Origin of the sequence: Photobacterium sp. BZF1 (genome assembly GCF_014349205.1) — a bacterium.
Taxonomy (GTDB): Bacteria; Pseudomonadota; Gammaproteobacteria; order Enterobacterales; family Vibrionaceae; genus Photobacterium.
In genome coordinates, this window is record NZ_JACSOF010000032.1 from 31,404 (window position 1) to 48,698 (window position 17,295).

At 42.2% G+C, this 17,295-nt stretch carries 15 protein-coding genes; 8 read left to right on the forward strand and 7 right to left on the reverse strand.

Annotated elements, in window-relative coordinates:
• A complete protein-coding gene (locus BIZ37_RS09315) occupies window positions 1-774 on the forward strand; it encodes an endonuclease/exonuclease/phosphatase family protein (protein ID WP_187461264.1) in 774 nt (257 codons plus the stop codon).
• Here the strand turns inward: BIZ37_RS09315 and BIZ37_RS09320 are convergent.
• The 4 genes from BIZ37_RS09320 to BIZ37_RS09335 all read right to left on the reverse strand — a co-directional run bounded on the left by BIZ37_RS09320 (window position 755) and on the right by BIZ37_RS09335 (window position 3,246).
• Window positions 755-1,069 (reverse strand): hypothetical protein, encoded by a 315-nt coding sequence (locus tag BIZ37_RS09320; protein ID WP_187461265.1) that lies wholly within the window; start codon window positions 1,067-1,069, stop codon window positions 755-757. The genes BIZ37_RS09315 and BIZ37_RS09320 overlap by 20 nt on opposite strands.
• 219 nt (window positions 1,070-1,288) lie before the next feature.
• Complete coding sequence (locus BIZ37_RS09325; RefSeq protein WP_187461266.1) at window positions 1,289-1,642, reverse strand: hypothetical protein; 354 nt, start codon at window positions 1,640-1,642, stop codon at window positions 1,289-1,291.
• Between the two features lie 410 nt (window positions 1,643-2,052).
• Window positions 2,053-2,427: a hypothetical protein gene (locus BIZ37_RS09330; protein WP_187461267.1), complete on the reverse strand. Its 375-nt coding sequence runs from the start codon at window positions 2,425-2,427 to the stop codon at window positions 2,053-2,055.
• Window positions 2,428-2,544: 117 nt separating this feature from the next.
• Complete coding sequence (locus BIZ37_RS09335; protein ID WP_187461268.1) at window positions 2,545-3,246, reverse strand: hypothetical protein; 702 nt, start codon at window positions 3,244-3,246, stop codon at window positions 2,545-2,547.
• A 692-nt stretch (window positions 3,247-3,938) separates the two neighbouring features.
• On the opposite strand from BIZ37_RS09335, the gene BIZ37_RS09340 reads away from it, so the two are divergent.
• The 7 genes from BIZ37_RS09340 (at window position 3,939) to BIZ37_RS09370 (ending at window position 12,600) form a co-directional block, all read left to right on the forward strand.
• The gene (locus BIZ37_RS09340) at window positions 3,939-4,883 is read left to right on the forward strand and encodes an IS1595 family transposase (protein ID WP_187461269.1); all 945 of its coding nucleotides are present in this window, start codon (window positions 3,939-3,941) and stop codon (window positions 4,881-4,883) included.
• A 229-nt stretch (window positions 4,884-5,112) separates the two neighbouring features.
• Window positions 5,113-5,721, forward strand: coding sequence for a hypothetical protein (locus BIZ37_RS09345; RefSeq protein ID WP_187461270.1), 609 nt, complete (start codon window positions 5,113-5,115; stop codon window positions 5,719-5,721).
• A 24-nt stretch (window positions 5,722-5,745) separates the two neighbouring features.
• Window positions 5,746-7,518 carry a hypothetical protein gene (locus tag BIZ37_RS09350; RefSeq protein ID WP_187461271.1) on the forward strand — a complete coding sequence of 591 codons (1,773 nt, stop codon included), beginning with the start codon at window positions 5,746-5,748 and terminating at the stop codon, window positions 7,516-7,518.
• A gap of 326 nt (window positions 7,519-7,844) precedes the next feature.
• Window positions 7,845-8,723, forward strand: coding sequence for a hypothetical protein (locus tag BIZ37_RS09355; protein WP_187461272.1), 879 nt, complete (start codon window positions 7,845-7,847; stop codon window positions 8,721-8,723).
• Window positions 8,724-9,237: 514 nt separating this feature from the next.
• Window positions 9,238-10,890 (forward strand): alpha-keto acid decarboxylase family protein, encoded by a 1,653-nt coding sequence (locus tag BIZ37_RS09360; RefSeq protein WP_187461273.1) that lies wholly within the window; start codon window positions 9,238-9,240, stop codon window positions 10,888-10,890.
• A gap of 54 nt (window positions 10,891-10,944) precedes the next feature.
• Complete coding sequence (locus BIZ37_RS09365; protein WP_187461274.1) at window positions 10,945-12,144, forward strand: aconitase X catalytic domain-containing protein; 1,200 nt, start codon at window positions 10,945-10,947, stop codon at window positions 12,142-12,144.
• 12 nt (window positions 12,145-12,156) lie between these two features.
• The gene (locus BIZ37_RS09370) at window positions 12,157-12,600 is read left to right on the forward strand and encodes an aconitase X swivel domain-containing protein (RefSeq protein ID WP_187461275.1); all 444 of its coding nucleotides are present in this window, start codon (window positions 12,157-12,159) and stop codon (window positions 12,598-12,600) included.
• A 264-nt stretch (window positions 12,601-12,864) separates the two neighbouring features.
• Here the strand turns inward: BIZ37_RS09370 and BIZ37_RS09375 are convergent, their stop codons facing one another.
• From BIZ37_RS09375 to ahpC, 3 genes are all read right to left on the reverse strand, one after another.
• A complete protein-coding gene (locus BIZ37_RS09375; protein WP_187461276.1) occupies window positions 12,865-13,665 on the reverse strand; it encodes an alpha/beta fold hydrolase in 801 nt (266 codons plus the stop codon).
• Between the two features lie 458 nt (window positions 13,666-14,123).
• Window positions 14,124-15,722 carry an alkyl hydroperoxide reductase subunit F gene (gene ahpF, locus BIZ37_RS09380; protein WP_187461277.1) on the reverse strand — a complete coding sequence of 533 codons (1,599 nt, stop codon included), beginning with the start codon at window positions 15,720-15,722 and terminating at the stop codon, window positions 14,124-14,126.
• 211 nt (window positions 15,723-15,933) lie between these two features.
• Window positions 15,934-16,491, reverse strand: a complete 558-nt coding sequence (gene ahpC / locus BIZ37_RS09385) for an alkyl hydroperoxide reductase subunit C (protein WP_107300536.1) — start codon at window positions 16,489-16,491, stop codon at window positions 15,934-15,936.
• Window positions 16,492-17,295 lie beyond the last annotated feature (804 nt).

Consider the following 17,295-nt stretch of genomic DNA (forward strand, 5'->3'; position numbering starts at 1 on the left):
ATGCAAGTCGTAAGTTGGAATATCCAAAACGGGATTGATGCCTTCGGCAACAACAAAAAAACCGCGCAGATCCAGTACCTCAATGACCTCGATGTCGATGTGATTGCACTTCAAGAGGTGGATCAACACTATTTTGTTCAGCTTCAGAATGAGCTTAAGGACTATACTTGGCACCTTCTACCTGCCATCAGCTACTATCAAGGCAGTCAGCCCAAAGCCTTTGGTAATGTCTTGGCTACGAGGCTGCCTGTTATACAGTGGCGAAATCATAGCCTGTTGCCGGCATCTAGTGACGCCTTTCAGCATATGCCCCGTTGTGTGGGTGAGATAGTCGTACAAACAGCCAAGGGCCCCCTACGCGTGTTAACCACCCACCTTGAGTTCCATTGTGCCGAACAGCGTCATAGCCAACTTGAACAGATCGAGAATATTATTCTTTCTGCCAAAGTGCTTAACCAATCGCCGAGTCAGGCAACCGATGGGCTATACCGTCCACTGGCATTACCCGAAGATTGCTTACTGTGTGGCGATTTCAATATCGTTGACACCAGCGGGGAGTATCTACAGCAGTTCAGGCAGCGCAGCCATTGGCATGATCTCGCCAAATGCAACCCTCAGCCAACCTGCGGTGTGTACGATCTTGAACAATGGCCAAACGGAGCAGACCGGAGGGACTATTTCTTTGCCCTTGGCGATGACTTAAAAGGCCAGGTTTGGGTAGATACAGACTGCTCACTGTCTGATCATCAGCCTATCATATTGACCAGTATTTAGGTAATAACTGGATAAAGGCTCTCAACGATAAAAGCAATGTATCTGCAATAACGTTTTGTATTTTGTACTTAGGAACTGGCGCCATGAAAGTGGCATAGGCCATGTGATGCAGCAAAGCCAGCCCTTTTTCCAGCTTGGGCTGGCTGTCTGAATTGAAAGAAGTAGCAAATTGAACGGTGCCTAGTTTGTCCTTGTCATCGGAGTGGTTTGCTGTGTAAGCACTCTGTCCAAGGAATGTTGAGCTGATAAATATGGCCGCCATCAATCGCAGGCCATGCCGACTATTCATACTCATCTTCTTTACTCCAGAACATATCTTGCTCATGGATGTCGAGCCTCGAGAGGCCAAAATTAGTGAAGCGCAGGCACGTAAAGAGCTAGCAGCTACGATTGAGCTAGGACATTTATGAGTTGGGCTATTTTCGTAATTTGATAGGATCCAATTAATTGGAGTATGAGAAAACCTCCGTGTCTACCGCTTTGTTATGTCGTGGTAAGTAAGAAGCTTTAGTTTCTAAAAAGTTGAGCAGGAATAATTGAATATACCACCTGTGTTTGCTCGTTTTTCCTCAAAAATCGGGCGAATTCCCAAAGAGGCATAGACACCATGATTTTTCTCAGGGTAATACCAAATAGTGCTGCTCAGGTTTGAGCAAGAGAAAATATCGTTATCGCCAATGCAATTAAATGATATCGTGGGAAATCCCTCCATAGCTCCTGTATGTTTGAGACCTATCGAGGTGATAGCGCCATCCTTTTTGTGAAGGGTTAATAAAAACCTAATTCCAGAAGCGTCACTTCGGTGACTATTAGCTCCATCAATGTCAGCAGAAGCTCCGGCCATACAAGCAAGTTTTGTCGCTTGCACTGATGCATGAACGTAGGGGGACAAACCCAATATCAGCGCAAAAATGATAGATGTTTGATATGAAACTCCATACTCTTAATTGGCGCGGTGGCTAAGTAAAATTGGCTAGATTACTGTACTGATTTACCTTATCAGCATTAGATTTAGTTGGTCAAATGACCTCGTAGGCTTCTGACATTTTTGAGCTTGCTGACACACTTAATTGGGGCAGATGTGCGTTACGATGATCTACCCCGTCAGCACGCAGTTGGACAAAACTGAGTAAGTTATATGACTAAATTAGAATATTATGGATAAAGTTTGGTATGAGTATCGTTTACCATAAGGATAGCCCGCCGAACTACCCAAGTACACTGAAATCCATATCAAATCCGTCAAGTATTACGCACTACCTTAATAGCCTATTATGTTCAAATCAAATACCACCTTTTTTCAATTCTACTAATTTCTTTCAGCAATAACTGCCTTGTATCTTCTCTGTAATCAGCTACATTTTCACCATGTTCTGTTTTTTCCAGAGCTTCATCGAATTGCAACTTTGTTGACTTACTAAACTCATTTCTTAGCTGATGGTAGTGATCTTTTTTTATATATTGGCGCACGCCATATTGTTTTGAACCAACATATTCTCTAGCAGAAGAAATTAGTTTATATCTAGCAGTTCTTCTCAACCTTCGCTTATCGATCCCCCAGTTAACCCAAGGAGCACATAAAGAGCCAACACCACCACTAATTAATCCAATAACTGCCACTATAATTTTTTCAGTCGCAATAAGACTCTCCACAGTAACTCCTTAAAATATAATACCAATTAAGGTGCGTAGTTCAATATAAAAGCCGATGCTACCACCTTAAGCAAAAATTTAACGCATAATAAAAATGACACGCGTTGCGAAACACTCTTATACAGTTTTTTTTGAATCAATGGGCTCAATAATTTCGAGAAAGCCTTTAGTCTCTTCACCACCAAAAAGAAGTACAGGCTCTGGGCCACCTCCAGGATTACGAATTGCACTGATTAGAAAATGCTCTTTTTGTACTCTATAGGAAGATCGGGCAGTTAGAGTTACTACGTGCATCCCATCTCCAGCCCAACTTTTGTCAGGGTCCTCGCCCCAATAGGGATAACCAATCGCTACGCCTTGAGATGCACGTTTGGGGAAAGTAGCAAAGATATATTTCTTGGTAAGGTTTTGATCGGTGAGATCAAGCTTATCCTGAAACAATACAAACTTACTCTTTGCATGCTCAGTTGAAACATATTGAGCTACTTGAATCGTAATATGAACATTAGTCATTCGAGACAAGAAATTTATACCACAAGTTGCTTTGAGGGACGCCTCTTCATTTGGCACAAATGACGCAAGTACAAAGTGATCAACTGTGAATATACGCCTTTTTTCATCAATCCATTTTTTCAATCTTGACTGTTCATTAAAGAGGTCGGAGTAAACTACACCGACAACGAAAAACAAAGACAACAAGAAAAGCCAAAACCAAGGGAAATCTACCCATTCAGTATTGACGAAATCCACAAGCAATTGCTGACATAGCCAAGAGGACAAAGTGACAAATAGTGTTATCCCTGGAATTTTATATTTCACTCCATACTCCTTTAATCACGGGTTCTTTCTAATGAATCATGACAGTTTTATATCGAAACTAACTGTTTTCCACATCAGCCTTACAAGAGCACTGCGGCATAGCTTTATGAATATACATGATTTTTATGTAGGTATTGTGTGGTATGTTGAATATTTCAATATATTACCTTCTTCTATATCAACAGAAGGTGTAAAGCCATGAGCTGGAATGTGACAAGGTTAGCGATTTTACTGAACCATTAACTTAGCTAGGGGTAAATCAAGGCAGAAGTCCTCATTGAAAATCCTGCTAGCACGTTTTGGGGCAGAACTTCGTTACGATGATCTACCCCGATAGCACGTGTCTGGACAGTTTTCTGAGTTATAGCATTTACTAAATTCGCTCACCCAGTACAAATGTATGGTCAAATTTATCCAGCCACTATAGAGTGACTTTCTTTCCCTAATCTATTTATGGACGTCTTAGATAAACCACGTCTTAAGCAAGGCCTGCCTGAACGAGAAGATAGTCCAGAAGATGCATATTGGAATGCTAAGCGTTTTCAATGCAATACACAACTTGATGAAAGGAGCCGTTTGGCTCCTTTTTCATCTTAACTCAGTGATGATTATCATATATATTTACCTGATTACCTCTAAAGCTCAGCTAAATTACCTATACTGAAATTACTTCCATTTATCAGACAACCAACATGGCTAAGAATCAGGTTCAGTTCCAGAAAGGCATTTCAATACATGGGTTTATGAAATTATATGGTACGGAGGAACAATGCGAGCGCCGTTTGTTTGATATGCGCTGGCCTTCTGGGTTCCGCTGCCCAAACTGCAATCATGATAAATATTGCAAATTGCATTCTCGAGCTTTGTTCCAATGCAATAAATGTCATCATCAAGCTTCATTGATTGCAGGCACTCTGTTTGCCCACTCTAAGTTACCTTTAACGACGTGGTTTTTGGCTATCTACTTAATAACGCAGGAAAAGAATGGTATTTCTGCTCTTGAGTTATCCAGACAACTTGGTGTGTCTTACAACACGGCTTGGCGGATGAAACACAAACTCATGCAGGCAATGAAAGAGCGTGATGATGAAACACTTCTCGATGGTTATGTACAGATAGATGATGCCTACTGGGGAGGAGTCAAGCGTGGTGTAAGGGGGCGTGGTGCGAAAGGGAAAAGACCTTTTGTTGCAGCCATCTCGATGAATGAAGATGGGCATCCGATACGTATGCGGCTTAGCGTTGTTGAAGGCTTCAAAAAAGCGGAATTAATCCAGTGGGCTAAAGCACACTTGAGACCTAAATCCTTAGTGATTTCAGATGGGCTTGCGTGTTTTCGCGGTATTGAAGAGGCAGAGAGTTTCCATCACGCCATTGTGACTGGCGGTGGACCGGATTGTGTGGAATTACCTTATTTCAAATGGGTTAACACGATGATTAGTAATGTGAAAAATGCTATGCACGGCACCTACCACTCGATTAACAAAAAGCACCTTCCAAGATACCTTGCTGAGTTCTGTTTTAAGTTTAATCGGCGCTTTAATCTTGAAAAGATGTTGGAACAGTTAATTTATACAAGTATTCAAACAACACCGATGCCTCAACGACTACTTAAACTGGCTGAGGTTCGGTGGTAATCGAGTATATTTATATTGTCAGTTTTTTACCCTACATTTCCTCTCAAGGTATTTGAATTTAAAAAGCTAACCATTAATGAATATGAGCCTATGCTAATAATAAACCTGTCAATATTTTTTACATTATTTAAAATACATCTAAAAAAAACAAATATAATCATAGGCATAATTACTGGCACTTTAATTGCTAAAACATTGTATACAGATAATACTGCGTGAGAATAAATTTATGCCCATCAAAACAGTTAATGCTATTTGCAGTTTTTTTATATTACTACTAAGTTCGTTATTTGTAGCCAAAGCCAATGCCATCATGATAAGTCTCGAGACTAGTGATGATACAATTAACGTTGGCGAAGCCACAGCCATAGATATCATTATCTCTGACTTAGGTTTTGGCTTCACTCCTTCTCTTTCTGCTTTTGATATTGAGATTAGCTTCGATGGTTCCACTCTTGACCTTGATAGTGTCACATTTGGTACTGATCTTGATGTGTTCGGCTTAGGTTCACTCCAAGATTCTACTATCTCTAGCAATAGTGTAAGTCTGTATGAAATATCCTTCGATTCTGATATTGACCTCGATTTATCGCAACCTGATTCTTTTTCATTAGGAAGTCTAATCTTCAGTGGGCAGCAAGCAGGTAGCGCCCAATTAGATATAGATATTTTGGCACTTAGTAACACAGAAGGACGCTTATTCGATGCTAACACTACGCCATTAGTATTAACTGTAAATAATAATGACAATACTGGTAGTAGCATTTCTGAACCACACCATCTTGCGCTATTCATGCTGCTATTTATTCCACTTATTCGAAAGCGTAATGCTCATTAAGCAATCTTGTTAACGGAGGTTACTATGATTCGTTCTCTTATCTCAGCATCTATTATCGCTGCACTCAGTTTCCCAGCCCAAGCCAACGATTTTTTTGATTATGTGGAAATTGCTAGCGAAGAAGATTTTGATATACCGGACTTTGCAGAGATCGTTTTTCGTGAATTCTCAATGAACAACCTTGGTGATGTGGTTTTTACTGTTGAAAATTTTCAAAATGGCGAAAGAATTATCTACCAGAGCAATGGCGATAATATAACCCTTATTCGCAGTAACACAAACATCAACATCAATCAAAATTCTGGTGTTGGGATCAATGACAATGGTGTTATTGCCTTCACTGAGTTTATTGATAACTTACAAGCCTTAACACTGATCGATGATGGTAACATCACCCAACAGATACAAAGCAGCACTAATGTCAAAACGGCTGCTGACATCAATAATGCTAATCAGGTCGCCTTATCACAAAGTAGTGAAATCGTTATCGCAGATGGTATAAACACTACGACTATCTTAGTGGCAAGAACAGATGAAAATGGCTCTGCTGTTATCAATAATGTCGGACAAGCTGCTGTTCCTATTAATAATAACGATGGTGGTAGAGAAATTGATGTTGTTGATGTTAGAGATAGATCTCTTCACAGAATTTTTCTAGGTGCAAGAAATACGTTTAGTGATTTTTTTACCAGCGTAGGCTTAAATGATGATGGTGCTGTAAGTTACGGCGTAAATATAAATGGAGTCAATGGTGAACAGTTTGAAGAGTCACAAATAAGAGTTACATTCCTTGATAATCATCCATTTATTATTGGTGGAGGTACTTTCACATTAATTGAGCGGAATGAAGAATTTCGCCGTTTCTTAGGTGAAACATCTATCAACAAGTACAATCAGGTTCTATTTGCTGCTAATAAACTCAATACTACAGGTGAGGCAGATGGCTTTTATCTTATTTCCCCATCACGAGAACCCCATATTCCAGTCATTGAAACGGGTGATATCATCAATGGGTTGACTGTGGGCACTTTTACTATTCCTAACGCCGATGTAATCAAATCAAAATCATTGAATAACCAAGGTCAGGCTGTTTTTGTCGCACAAGTGTTCGACCCTATCACAGCAAAAACTACTACCCGACTATTTCGTGCTAACCCCATAGAGGGGGTTACACCAGAGAAACCTATCTTACCAAGACCTGGGGACTCAGAAGGTAGTATTATTCTACCTATTGGTACTCAATGTGCTCTCATAAGATGCTTCATCGATCCTGATTATGCGGTTGGATATCACTACACCCGCACCACCGATGAGGCCCCCTTGTTCACCTCTGTTTCAATTCCGCGCCCACTGCCAGGTGGGGATGCAACTTTTGAACTGAGATTTAATGGCGAAATCGTTGAGCTTACCGCAGGAACTCCAGTCTATTTCACCGACTGGTTTCCAAGTGGTGTGGAAGAGTTCACGATTGAAGGTATCTCAGTAGCAGAAGAGCTTGCCCCTGATGATCCCGAGGCTTTTGTCTCTGGTGTTACTTTCAACTACGGTGACTATGAAGGTGACTTCAAGGTGTCTATGGAGCCAATTACTGTGTTTGTCGCTGAGCCTGGCGATATTGATCAGGATGGCGATGTCGATAGAGGTGATATCTTGCAACTGCTTAATGACAGAAACCTCCCAGTTGCAGACAGTGTCTGTGGTGAGAGTTGCGATTTAGATCAAGACGGAATAATAACCATTGCCGATGCACGTCAGCTCATTGGTCTATGCACCAGACCACGATGTGCCATTGAATAGGTAACTATTGGTTTATTTAGAAAAACCGCAGTTTCTGCTCTTTCTAGTTAAAACAATATAAGAGTCTAACGGCTGAGTTAATTAATTGATTTTTCAATCGTTTATTAAATTACCTCTTTTTTATATACGTACAAAAAAGATATATAAAAGCAATATACACAATGGGGCAAATCTGCGTTACGGTGATCATCCCCGTCAGCACGGAGCTGGACAATCTAACTATTACCAGCCCAATTCAAATGATTGGGCTTTTCCTCTTTGTTGGTTTGTTTACCATTGAAAGCCAGCCGTTTAAAATACAGCTACACCGTTCAAGGAGAGTAAAGATGGCAGTGACGCTTATCCCATTTGGCTTATCAGAGGAGTCAAATGAACTCGTCGATGTAAGTGAGGTAGACAGAGGCTTAGCCTGTCATTGTGTCTGTCCCAGTTGTTCGCAAAAACTCCAAGCTATCAAAGGGGAAGATAGAGCCTGGCACTTCAGGCATGCCTCAAGGCACACTTTTGAAAACACCACTAACCAGTGTGAATACAGTTTTTATCATTCTGTGAGAATGATGGCTCGGCAACTCATCGAGTCCGAAATGAGTATCTGCTTGCCCTCTTACACCGATTCGGTATTAGCAGAGGCGTATGCCTCAGTTGGGTACCTAGCCGAAACATTCAAAGTGACCCCAGCCAGTAGCATTACCCTAGGAGATATTGAATTGGAAGAGTACTTCCAAAATGTCGTCGTTGATGTAAAGGGATCCGTCAAAGGTGTTGATTTCTGCATCTATCTGACACATCCAGATCGCCCTGCACCTTTTGAACTGCTCGACAAAAACTACTCCTCCTTTGGCGCTATCGCTATCGATCTAACTCGCATACACGAGCAGTTTACCACCAACACAATGAAGCATGGCGACTCATTAAAAGCGTTACTAAAAGAGCACATTGAGTGCAATCTAGAAGCAAAAACGTGGCTTAATCACCTGAGATTCAACAAGGCCAAAGATCACGCCCTGCGCAAACTCGAGTACCGTATCAAAATGCTACAATATGATAATGATAAGGCAGCCCAACAAAGCCAAACTGGCCTTGAAGGCTTTACTCCACGCTCATGTCAAGGCAAAATCCGCCATTGCTATAGCTGCAATGTCAGTTGGCCACTCATAGAAGGCTATATCTGCCCCAAATGCCTTAAGCCTAGCCAGCTGGCATAGGATGACTGTCGGTGACCAAGACCGGCTCTATTGTCTACCACGCGAGGCAGAGAAAACATGCAGGAAACGCTCTACACCGATATTTGTTAATCACAGATATTTGTTAATGACTCAAGCTTACTTATGGACAAAAGTTTGCTAGCGACTTTCCTAAAATTGCACTTGTGACTTGAATTCGCGCTTAACATTTATACCTATATCCAGCTCTCTTAAACCTACGACCCCCTGAAACTATCTAAACTCAGCTAACTAATTGCTTAACTAGCAAGGTTTGGTTCTTGATATATACGAAATGCCATTCTGTATCGGTGTCTTTTCTTATGATTTTTTAATATTTTGATGGATCAAGTCATGCAAAATGAATTGTTTAGTTTGAAAAATTATAGATAAATTGTCGCTTGTCAGTGTTTGAAGCCAGTGAGTTAACTCATATCGTTTCCGTTAGTTTGTCTACTCATCCACTGAAATATGAAGGTAAATAATTTTTGTTTATAAATAATTAGAGGACATTTCAATGTTGATAAGTGTGGCAGATTATTTAGTAAAGAAACTCAATGAACTAAATATTGATGATTTTTTTGGCCTACCGGGTGATTTCAATTTTAATATCTGTACAGCGATTGAGGGTAATAAAAATACTCGTTGGATAGGCTGTTCAAATGAACTTAACGCCGGTTATGCAGCGGACGGTTATGCGCGTATTCGTGGTTATGGGGCAGTCGTGACAACATTTGGTGTCGGTGAATTGTCTGCCGCTAATGCAATCGCTGGATGCTATTCAGAAAATGTACCTGTTTTTCATATTGTCGGTTCCCCAGCGACATCAGTTCAAAATGCCAAACGCTTATCCCATCATACGTTTGGTGATGGTGACTTTTCACACTTTGAGAAGGCGCACGCACACTTGGTTGGCGCACATACTCGCCTAACAGCAGAAAACGCGGTATCCGAAATTGATCGTTTAATTGAAATAGCCGTCAAAACAAAGAAACCAGTTTACATTAATCTTTCTGCTGATGTGTGCTTACAGCCGGTGGTTTTTCCTGCCAATCACAGTGATGAACCAACGCCTAGAGTTGCGTCGACGCAAAGTGTTGAAGCAGTACATCATGCACTGAAGCTCATCGAGTCGGCCAAGAAACCGATTGTGATTGGTGATGCAAAAGCAATTCGCTTTGGGTTAGCAGAAGAATTTTTAGCGCTTGTAGAGTCACTCAATGTGCCTGTTACTACATTAAATATGGGTAAATCATTGATTGATGAAACACACCCTAATTTTATCGGGACTTATGTGGGTTCATTAATAAACCCAGAAACTAAAAAAATAGTTGAAGAGTCCGATCTTATTATTTCTGTAGGGGCACTGATGTGTGATCAAAATACCGCTGGTTACACTTTTGAACTTGATCCGACCATTACGATTGATATTCAGCCTGAGCATTCTACCTTCGGTGGCGTCAGTTATTATATCGAAGCGAAAGATTTTATCTCACAACTCTCATCAAGTGTTCAGAAGAGACAAGGAAATATTCAACAGGTTCCTTCTTCTATTGGTATGCCTGCTGACAGTGATGAGAATATTTGTGGAGATAATATGTATCAACACTTACAACAGTTTATTGAACCAAACGATATTGTTGTGTGTGAAACCGGCTCAATCGCATTTGGTTTAATGGAATGCAAACTTCCCAAAGGTGTTGATCTATTGGGGCAAAACCTATGGATGTCGATAGGTTGGGCGACGCCAGCGGCCTTTGGTGCATCTATCGCAGCTAAAAACCGTAGGGTTATTTTGCTTACTGGTGATGGCTCTCATCAGTTGACGACACAAGAAATTGGCCAAATGAGTCGCTTTGGATGCAATACCATTGTGTTCTTGCTAAATAATGCAGGCTATACAATTGAACGCTATCTGGCCGACGATATGGATGACCCTTTTAATGACATTGCAACGTGGAATTACACTTACCTTCCAAAAGCGTTTGGTGCAAACAATGCAATGGTTAGACAAGTAAAGACAACGTTAGAGCTTTCTGAAGCTTTGAAAATGGCTCGTAAAAATACAAATGAGCTTTCTTATATTGAAGCGATTACCTTCCCTCATGACGCTCCAAGAAATTTAAGAGTTGTGCGTGAAGGGCGTGATGCAATTTATAACGCAGATTAGTCAAATTGTCGAAAAATCCGTTAGGTTTAAATTAATAATATTGGGAGAGCGGTTGTGTATAAGAGCAACTATAAAAAGTCTGTAATCAAGCTAAATGATGAACAGCAAGATATCCTTGCCGGAAAGCAAGGAAAGATGGTCGCGAAATGTTTTCAAACCATGCTAGATATTGGTGAGACCATGGGGGCTACCCGCATGGTACCAACGACTTTTGGTCATATTACGGGTACGTTTGCCCTTGCACCATTTACTGGTTATTACGAGCTACTGGATAAGCTGGTAGAAGAGGGTTGCAGGGTGAAAGTGCCTACGACGACAAACCCTCATCCCGGTCGTGAGTTTTCATTTTTAAATCGTAGCCTCTATCGTCCACAGATCCACCATGAAGAATGCATGTCAAAGCTAGGTGTGATTCAAAACTATTCGTGTGCTGCCTACTTTGAAGAAAATATGCCAGAGTTCGGTTCTATTGGCGCTTGCGGCGAGTCATCCGTTGTTGTTTACATGAATTCTGTATTTGGTGCTCGTACAAATATCTGGGGTGTTTTGACGGATTTTTATCAATCGATCAGTGGTTACACTCCAGAGTTTGGTTTATTGCTCGATGAAAATCGAGTTGGTGAAGTATTGTTTGATATCAGTAGCCTAAATAACCCTGACCCGGATGCACTAGGGCTGTTTGTTGGTAAGAGAGCCGTCGACAGAACGCCGGTAATTACCCATCATGACTTTGATAAATACCAATTAAAACACTTGCTATCGGCAGCAAACTCTACGGGTGCGGCTCGACTTGTTCATATTGAAGGTGTGACACCAGAAGCCCCTGATTTGAAGACAGTATTCGATGGTCACCAACCTAAAGAGATCATTAAAGTTACACAATCTGATCTTGATGCTATGCGTTCTACAAAGCAGGTATTAGATAAAACGGATGTGATCGTTTATGGCTGTCCGCAAATGACATTGAAAGAAGTATTAGATCTGGCACCGAACTTTATCGGTAAGTTTGTAAAGAAACGTACATTGTTTAGCATGATGCCTCGCGATTTTGAGCTTCTTAAACATTACCCACAGTATGAACAACTTCAATTGGCAGGTATTGAAATAGTGCCAGCATGTCCACTGACTTATCTGACTGCACGAGAGAAGAGTCTGCAAAATGTACTGACGGACAGTGGAAAATTACACTATTACCTTGCTGGGGCAGAATTTGCGTCAACCGAAGATACGCTTCGAGTGGCTGGTGTTAAATAGAGGAGAATGAATATGTCTAAAGTACTCGGTCAAGGTGGCGTACTGGTTGAAGGGACAGTTGTCGGTCCTGTAATTATTTCTGATAAAGGCTTTAATGGAGTAGCAGCTTGGACAAAGGAGGAAAACTTTCGTCCAGGACATGAAGCCGTGTGTTATGACTGGCAGCACCCATGGAATGGTATTGATCTTGCTGGAAAGATTCTGATTTTTCCTGCTGAGGTTGGATCTACGCATGCTCCGTTGCCATATATTGATTTAGTTCGAAAACAAAATGGCCCATTAGCTGTTATTGTTGAGAACCCAGACCCATTGGTGGCTATTGGTATATTTATTTCAAAAGAATGGTACGGACCAAGTATACCTCTCATCGAGTTCCCATTTGATCTCTTAGTCAAAGAGCTAACAGATGGTGATGAAATCGAAATTAGTATTGATGGGACAATTACTAAACTCTGATAAATAGAGTTGTAATTTTTCTTATATAAATTATAGGAATCTATCTCTCATATAGGCCAACTGATTAAATGGAAGTTGGCCTATATATTTACGGAATAATTATGGTGAATTATTTAATGTATTTTCGATTATTGCTAAAGCTAACGGACCCTGTAAATAATTTTGTGTAACTGTCGGGTATCCAAATGGCGTCGCCTTTTGGATGTCCGACTGCATGCGCTTGTTAGACGATGAGTCCGTGTCTACATACTGCTTGCGCCTGGGCTATGCCTTTTTCTCTAACTCACTCAAAAAGCTTTCCAGAACACTATTGAACTCATCAGGGTTATCCATATTTGCATTGTGCGCTGCGTTAGAAATAACTTTAAGTGGCCTATTCTCTCTTTCGGCCCATTCCTGCGAGTAGGCTTCAACTTTTCCCGTCTTCTCATTTGCTCCATAGGTGATTAATACAGGGATCGGCAGTGGATCGCACTCGCCATAAGCTTTTACACCCCGATACACGGCTTTCATTATTTTTGCGATTTCGTCTTTCGAGTACGTTTTCAGCGTTTTGAGTGCATAGTCCATTGCTGCCGCGCTAATGGCCACATTCTCGCTGATTGTTTTGATCAGGCTGGAGTGGGGGTAAAGCTTAAGAAGAGGCGGTGCAATCGAGAGCATCCAGTAGTCAAAGGTCGAATAGTAGGATGCCTGCAATGGGCTGGAACCCACAGCAGTAAAGCTTGAGACGCGCTCAGGGAAGCTGCGAGCGGTGATTAGGCTGATGTAACCACCCATTGATTGGCCTACCAGATGAGCGCTTTGAACCTGCTCCTGATCCAGTATTCTCACCAATTCACTTGCAGCGTTTTCAAGGCTACAGTCTGAATATGGGCGGGATTGTCCATGCGCAGGCGAATCCCAAACAATCACTTTGTACTGGCTGGAAAAATATTCCACCTGCCACTCGAACAACTGATGGTCCATAGTGGCGCCATGGCTGAAAAGAATGCACGGAGCGGCCCGCCCTTCAGTCCAGTAATGCACCACGCCATTGTCGCTTCGGATAGACTTGTGTTTCACTGGCACGGTCCTTATGAAGTCGCCTAACGCCTTATAGACGAACTGTTTCCGTCTTTGCATTCCGTCTATGTTGCTGCCATTTATTAGAAAATCAAATGGTATCAAGCTTTTATGTGAATAAGCATACAGTTATGGAGTCGAATTACCGAAAAATCCCGTATAAGAGAACAGAGTACGGATTAGATTAACTTAATCCATTGGTGTACTGCTCAGGTGCTACCTTACAGGTCCTGAGAAGTTTTGGGGCAAAACCTTCTTAGAGTAATCATTTAAATTAGAAAAATACGGATAACTTTTAACATCAGAAAGTCGCTTCGTGAAGTGTCCAGTCTAGCTGGTGTAGATCACTTTTTTTCGAGATACAAAAGCCACTTCTGATTGCTCCGAAGTGGCTTTTCTTCAATTCAACACGTGCTCTTTTCAACAAAAGGCTGGCAGTTTTTAAGCTAGTTAAGCCGTTATGCAGTTTCAGGAACCTTTACCTTTGCTGGTGCAGGGTTACGGATTAAGTGGTCGAAAGCACCTAGGCTTGCTTTAGCACCTTCGCCCATTGCAATAATGATTTGCTTGTAAGGTACGGTTGTTACATCACCTGCTGCAAACACACCTTTCATTGATGTGGCGCCGTGTGCGTTGATTTCGATTTCACCGCGAGGAGAAAGCTCTACTTTCGTTCCTTTTAGCCATTCGCTGTTTGGCATCAGTCCGATTTGAACGAAAATACCTGCCAGTTCGATTTGCTTCAGTTCATCGGTGTTACGGTCTTTGTACTCAAGGCCAGTTACACGGTTGCCATCACCCAGCACTTGCGTAGTTTGTGCCATTTTGATGATATCGATGTTTGGTGTTGCGTTGGCTTTATCAATCAGAACCTGGTCTGCGCGAAGCATATCGGCGAATTCAAGAACCGTTACATGCTCAACGATACCGGCTAGGTCAATAGCCGCTTCGATACCAGAGTTTCCGCCACCGATCACGGCTGTTTTCTTACCTTTGAACAATGGGCCGTCACAGTGCGGGCAGTAAGCAACGCCTTTATTACGGTATTCTTGTTCACCCGGCACGTTCATTTCACGCCAGCGAGCACCTGTGCTGGTAATAACTGTGCGCGTTTTCAAAACAGCACCGCTTTCTAATTCGACATGGATATAACCATCGGCTGTTTCTTCTGCGTCGATGATATTGGCTGCGCGCTGCTCAGTCATGACTTCAACGCCGTATTCTTTCACGTGCTCTTCTAGGCTAGCAACTAGCTTAGGACCAGTTGTCGCCTTCACCGAAATAAAGTTTTCTATAGCCATGGTATCCATAACCTGGCCGCCGAAACGCTCGGCTACAACACCTGTGCGAATGCCTTTACGCGCAGCGTAGATAGCTGCTGAAGAACCCGCAGGACCACCGCCAACAACAAGAACGTCAAATGGCTCTTGCTTGCTAAGGTTAGCTGCTTTCTTCTCTGCAGCACCAGAATCTACTTTGTTGAGAATTTCTGCCAGTGACATTCGGCCTTGGCCAAAGAGTTCACCATTAATGAACACGCTTGGCACGGCCATGATGTCGCGAGATTTCACTTCGTCCTGGAATGCTGCGCCGTCAATCATGGTCGTTTTAATTAGCGGATTGATTGCTGACATCATGTTGAATGCTTGTACTACCTCAGGGCAGTTCTGGCACGATAGCGAAATAAAGATTTCAACGTTTAGCGGCTGGCCGAGATCTTTTATTTGCTCAATGGTTTCGGCATCAAGCTTAATTGGGTGACCACCACTATGTAGCAGGGCAAGTACCAGAGAGGTAAACTCATGTCCCATCGGTAGGCCGGCAAAGCCAATGGCAGTACCTTTTTCTTGGTTCACCACCTGCATGATTGGCTGGCGCGAGCTGGCGCTGTCATCACGGGTGACGATAATTTTGTTTGTTAGAGACGCGATATCATCTGCCAAAGCCTGAAGCTTGTTAGCGGTTTCACTGCCATCAAGGCTAAGTACAAGTTGTACATCTGTTTTTAGGTTTTCTAGGTATGCCTTAAGCTGCTGCTTCATTGCTTGATCTAACATAATTGTGCCTACTCTTAAATTCTGTTTTTGGTATTGACCAATACCTTCTTGCTTAAAAGGAAAATAAAAGGGGCGCAAGTCGGCAAACATTTTGTGGGGTGGATTTTCTATCGGCTGCGTTTAGCCTGTTTGGGGAGCGGCACGCCTAGCCCTTTAGGAGGAAAGCAAAGCGTGCCTATCAAACTGAACAGTGTCCGCTATTCAGTAGATCTTAGATTTTACCAACTAGGTCTAGAGATGGTGCTAGAGTTTCTTCACCTTCTTTCCATTTAGCTGGGCAAACTTCGCCTGGGTTAGCAGCTACGTACTGTGCAGCTTTAACCTTGCGTAGTAGGTCTTCAGCGTCACGGCCGATACCTTCAGCAGTGATTTCCATCGCTTGGATAACACCTTCTGGGTCAATTAGGAAAGTAGCACGGTCTGCAAGACCTTGACCTTCACGCATTACATTGAAGTTGTTAGTGATAGTGCCAGTCTGGTCACCTACCATGAAGTACTCGATAGTACCAATCTTGTCTGAAGTGTCGTGCCACGCTTTGTGAGAGAAGTGTGTGTCAGTTGATACTGAGTAAACCTCTACGCCACGAGACTGAAGCTCTGCGTACTTTTCCTGAAGGTCAACAAGCTCTGTTGGACATACAAACGTGAAGTCTGCTGGGTAGAAGAAGAATACAGCCCACTTACCTTTAACATTTTGTTCTGTAATTTCTACAAACTCGCCGTTTTTGAATGCAGTCGCCTGAAATGGTTTGATTTCTGTATTGATCATTGTCTAACTCTCTTTCTCATCTATTCGATTTGACGCTGCCCCGCGTCGATGGAGATATAATGCAATGACCCTAGGAAATTGTGAAATTGGACCTTCCAATTGATTTGATAGGAAATATCTATCTGTGAATCAAAGACATTATAGATAGAGACTATTAAACGAAACCCAGCTCAAGAAAGTCGAGCTTCGTATTAAAAAAATGAGGGGACATTTGAGCGCTTGTTAAAGCGAGATATTGATTTTGGTATCAGTATGGTTGAATTTGGATCCAAGTTCATCACCACCCTAAAGAGCTAGAGTGCGTAGAGGTAATGCGAGACCATGATGTCTGCCTTATGCGTCCGGATCATCCTGCGTCCAAACTAAACTGGACACTGTCAACATGAAGCCTATACCACTAAGCTTAGAGCCCGGGGCGTTATTTCTCTTTTAGAACAAGTACTTTATTTCCGATCTTAGCCATCTGTGACTGAGAGAGTTAATCGCTGAACGTTGTAGCGTTCTCGGCAAGAGAAATCCAGATTAGAAAAGTAGGCCAAACAACCTCACGGTGATTTGTGACGCTGAGTGTTGCTGGTAAGGAATGGGGCAAAGGTGTGTTTACCAGGAACGGCCCTGCCGCACCAGTGGACAAAAATTAGTCAGTTATATTTCTAAACTCAATTCAAACCAATATCACCGACTGTTGGCTGTCTGCTTGAACAATTTGTTGAACCAAGCCGCTTCGCGGCAGAGCCCTTTGATTCCATACACTAACCTCTAAGACCTTACCTTACCGGTAAGACTTGGAGACGAACCATGAAC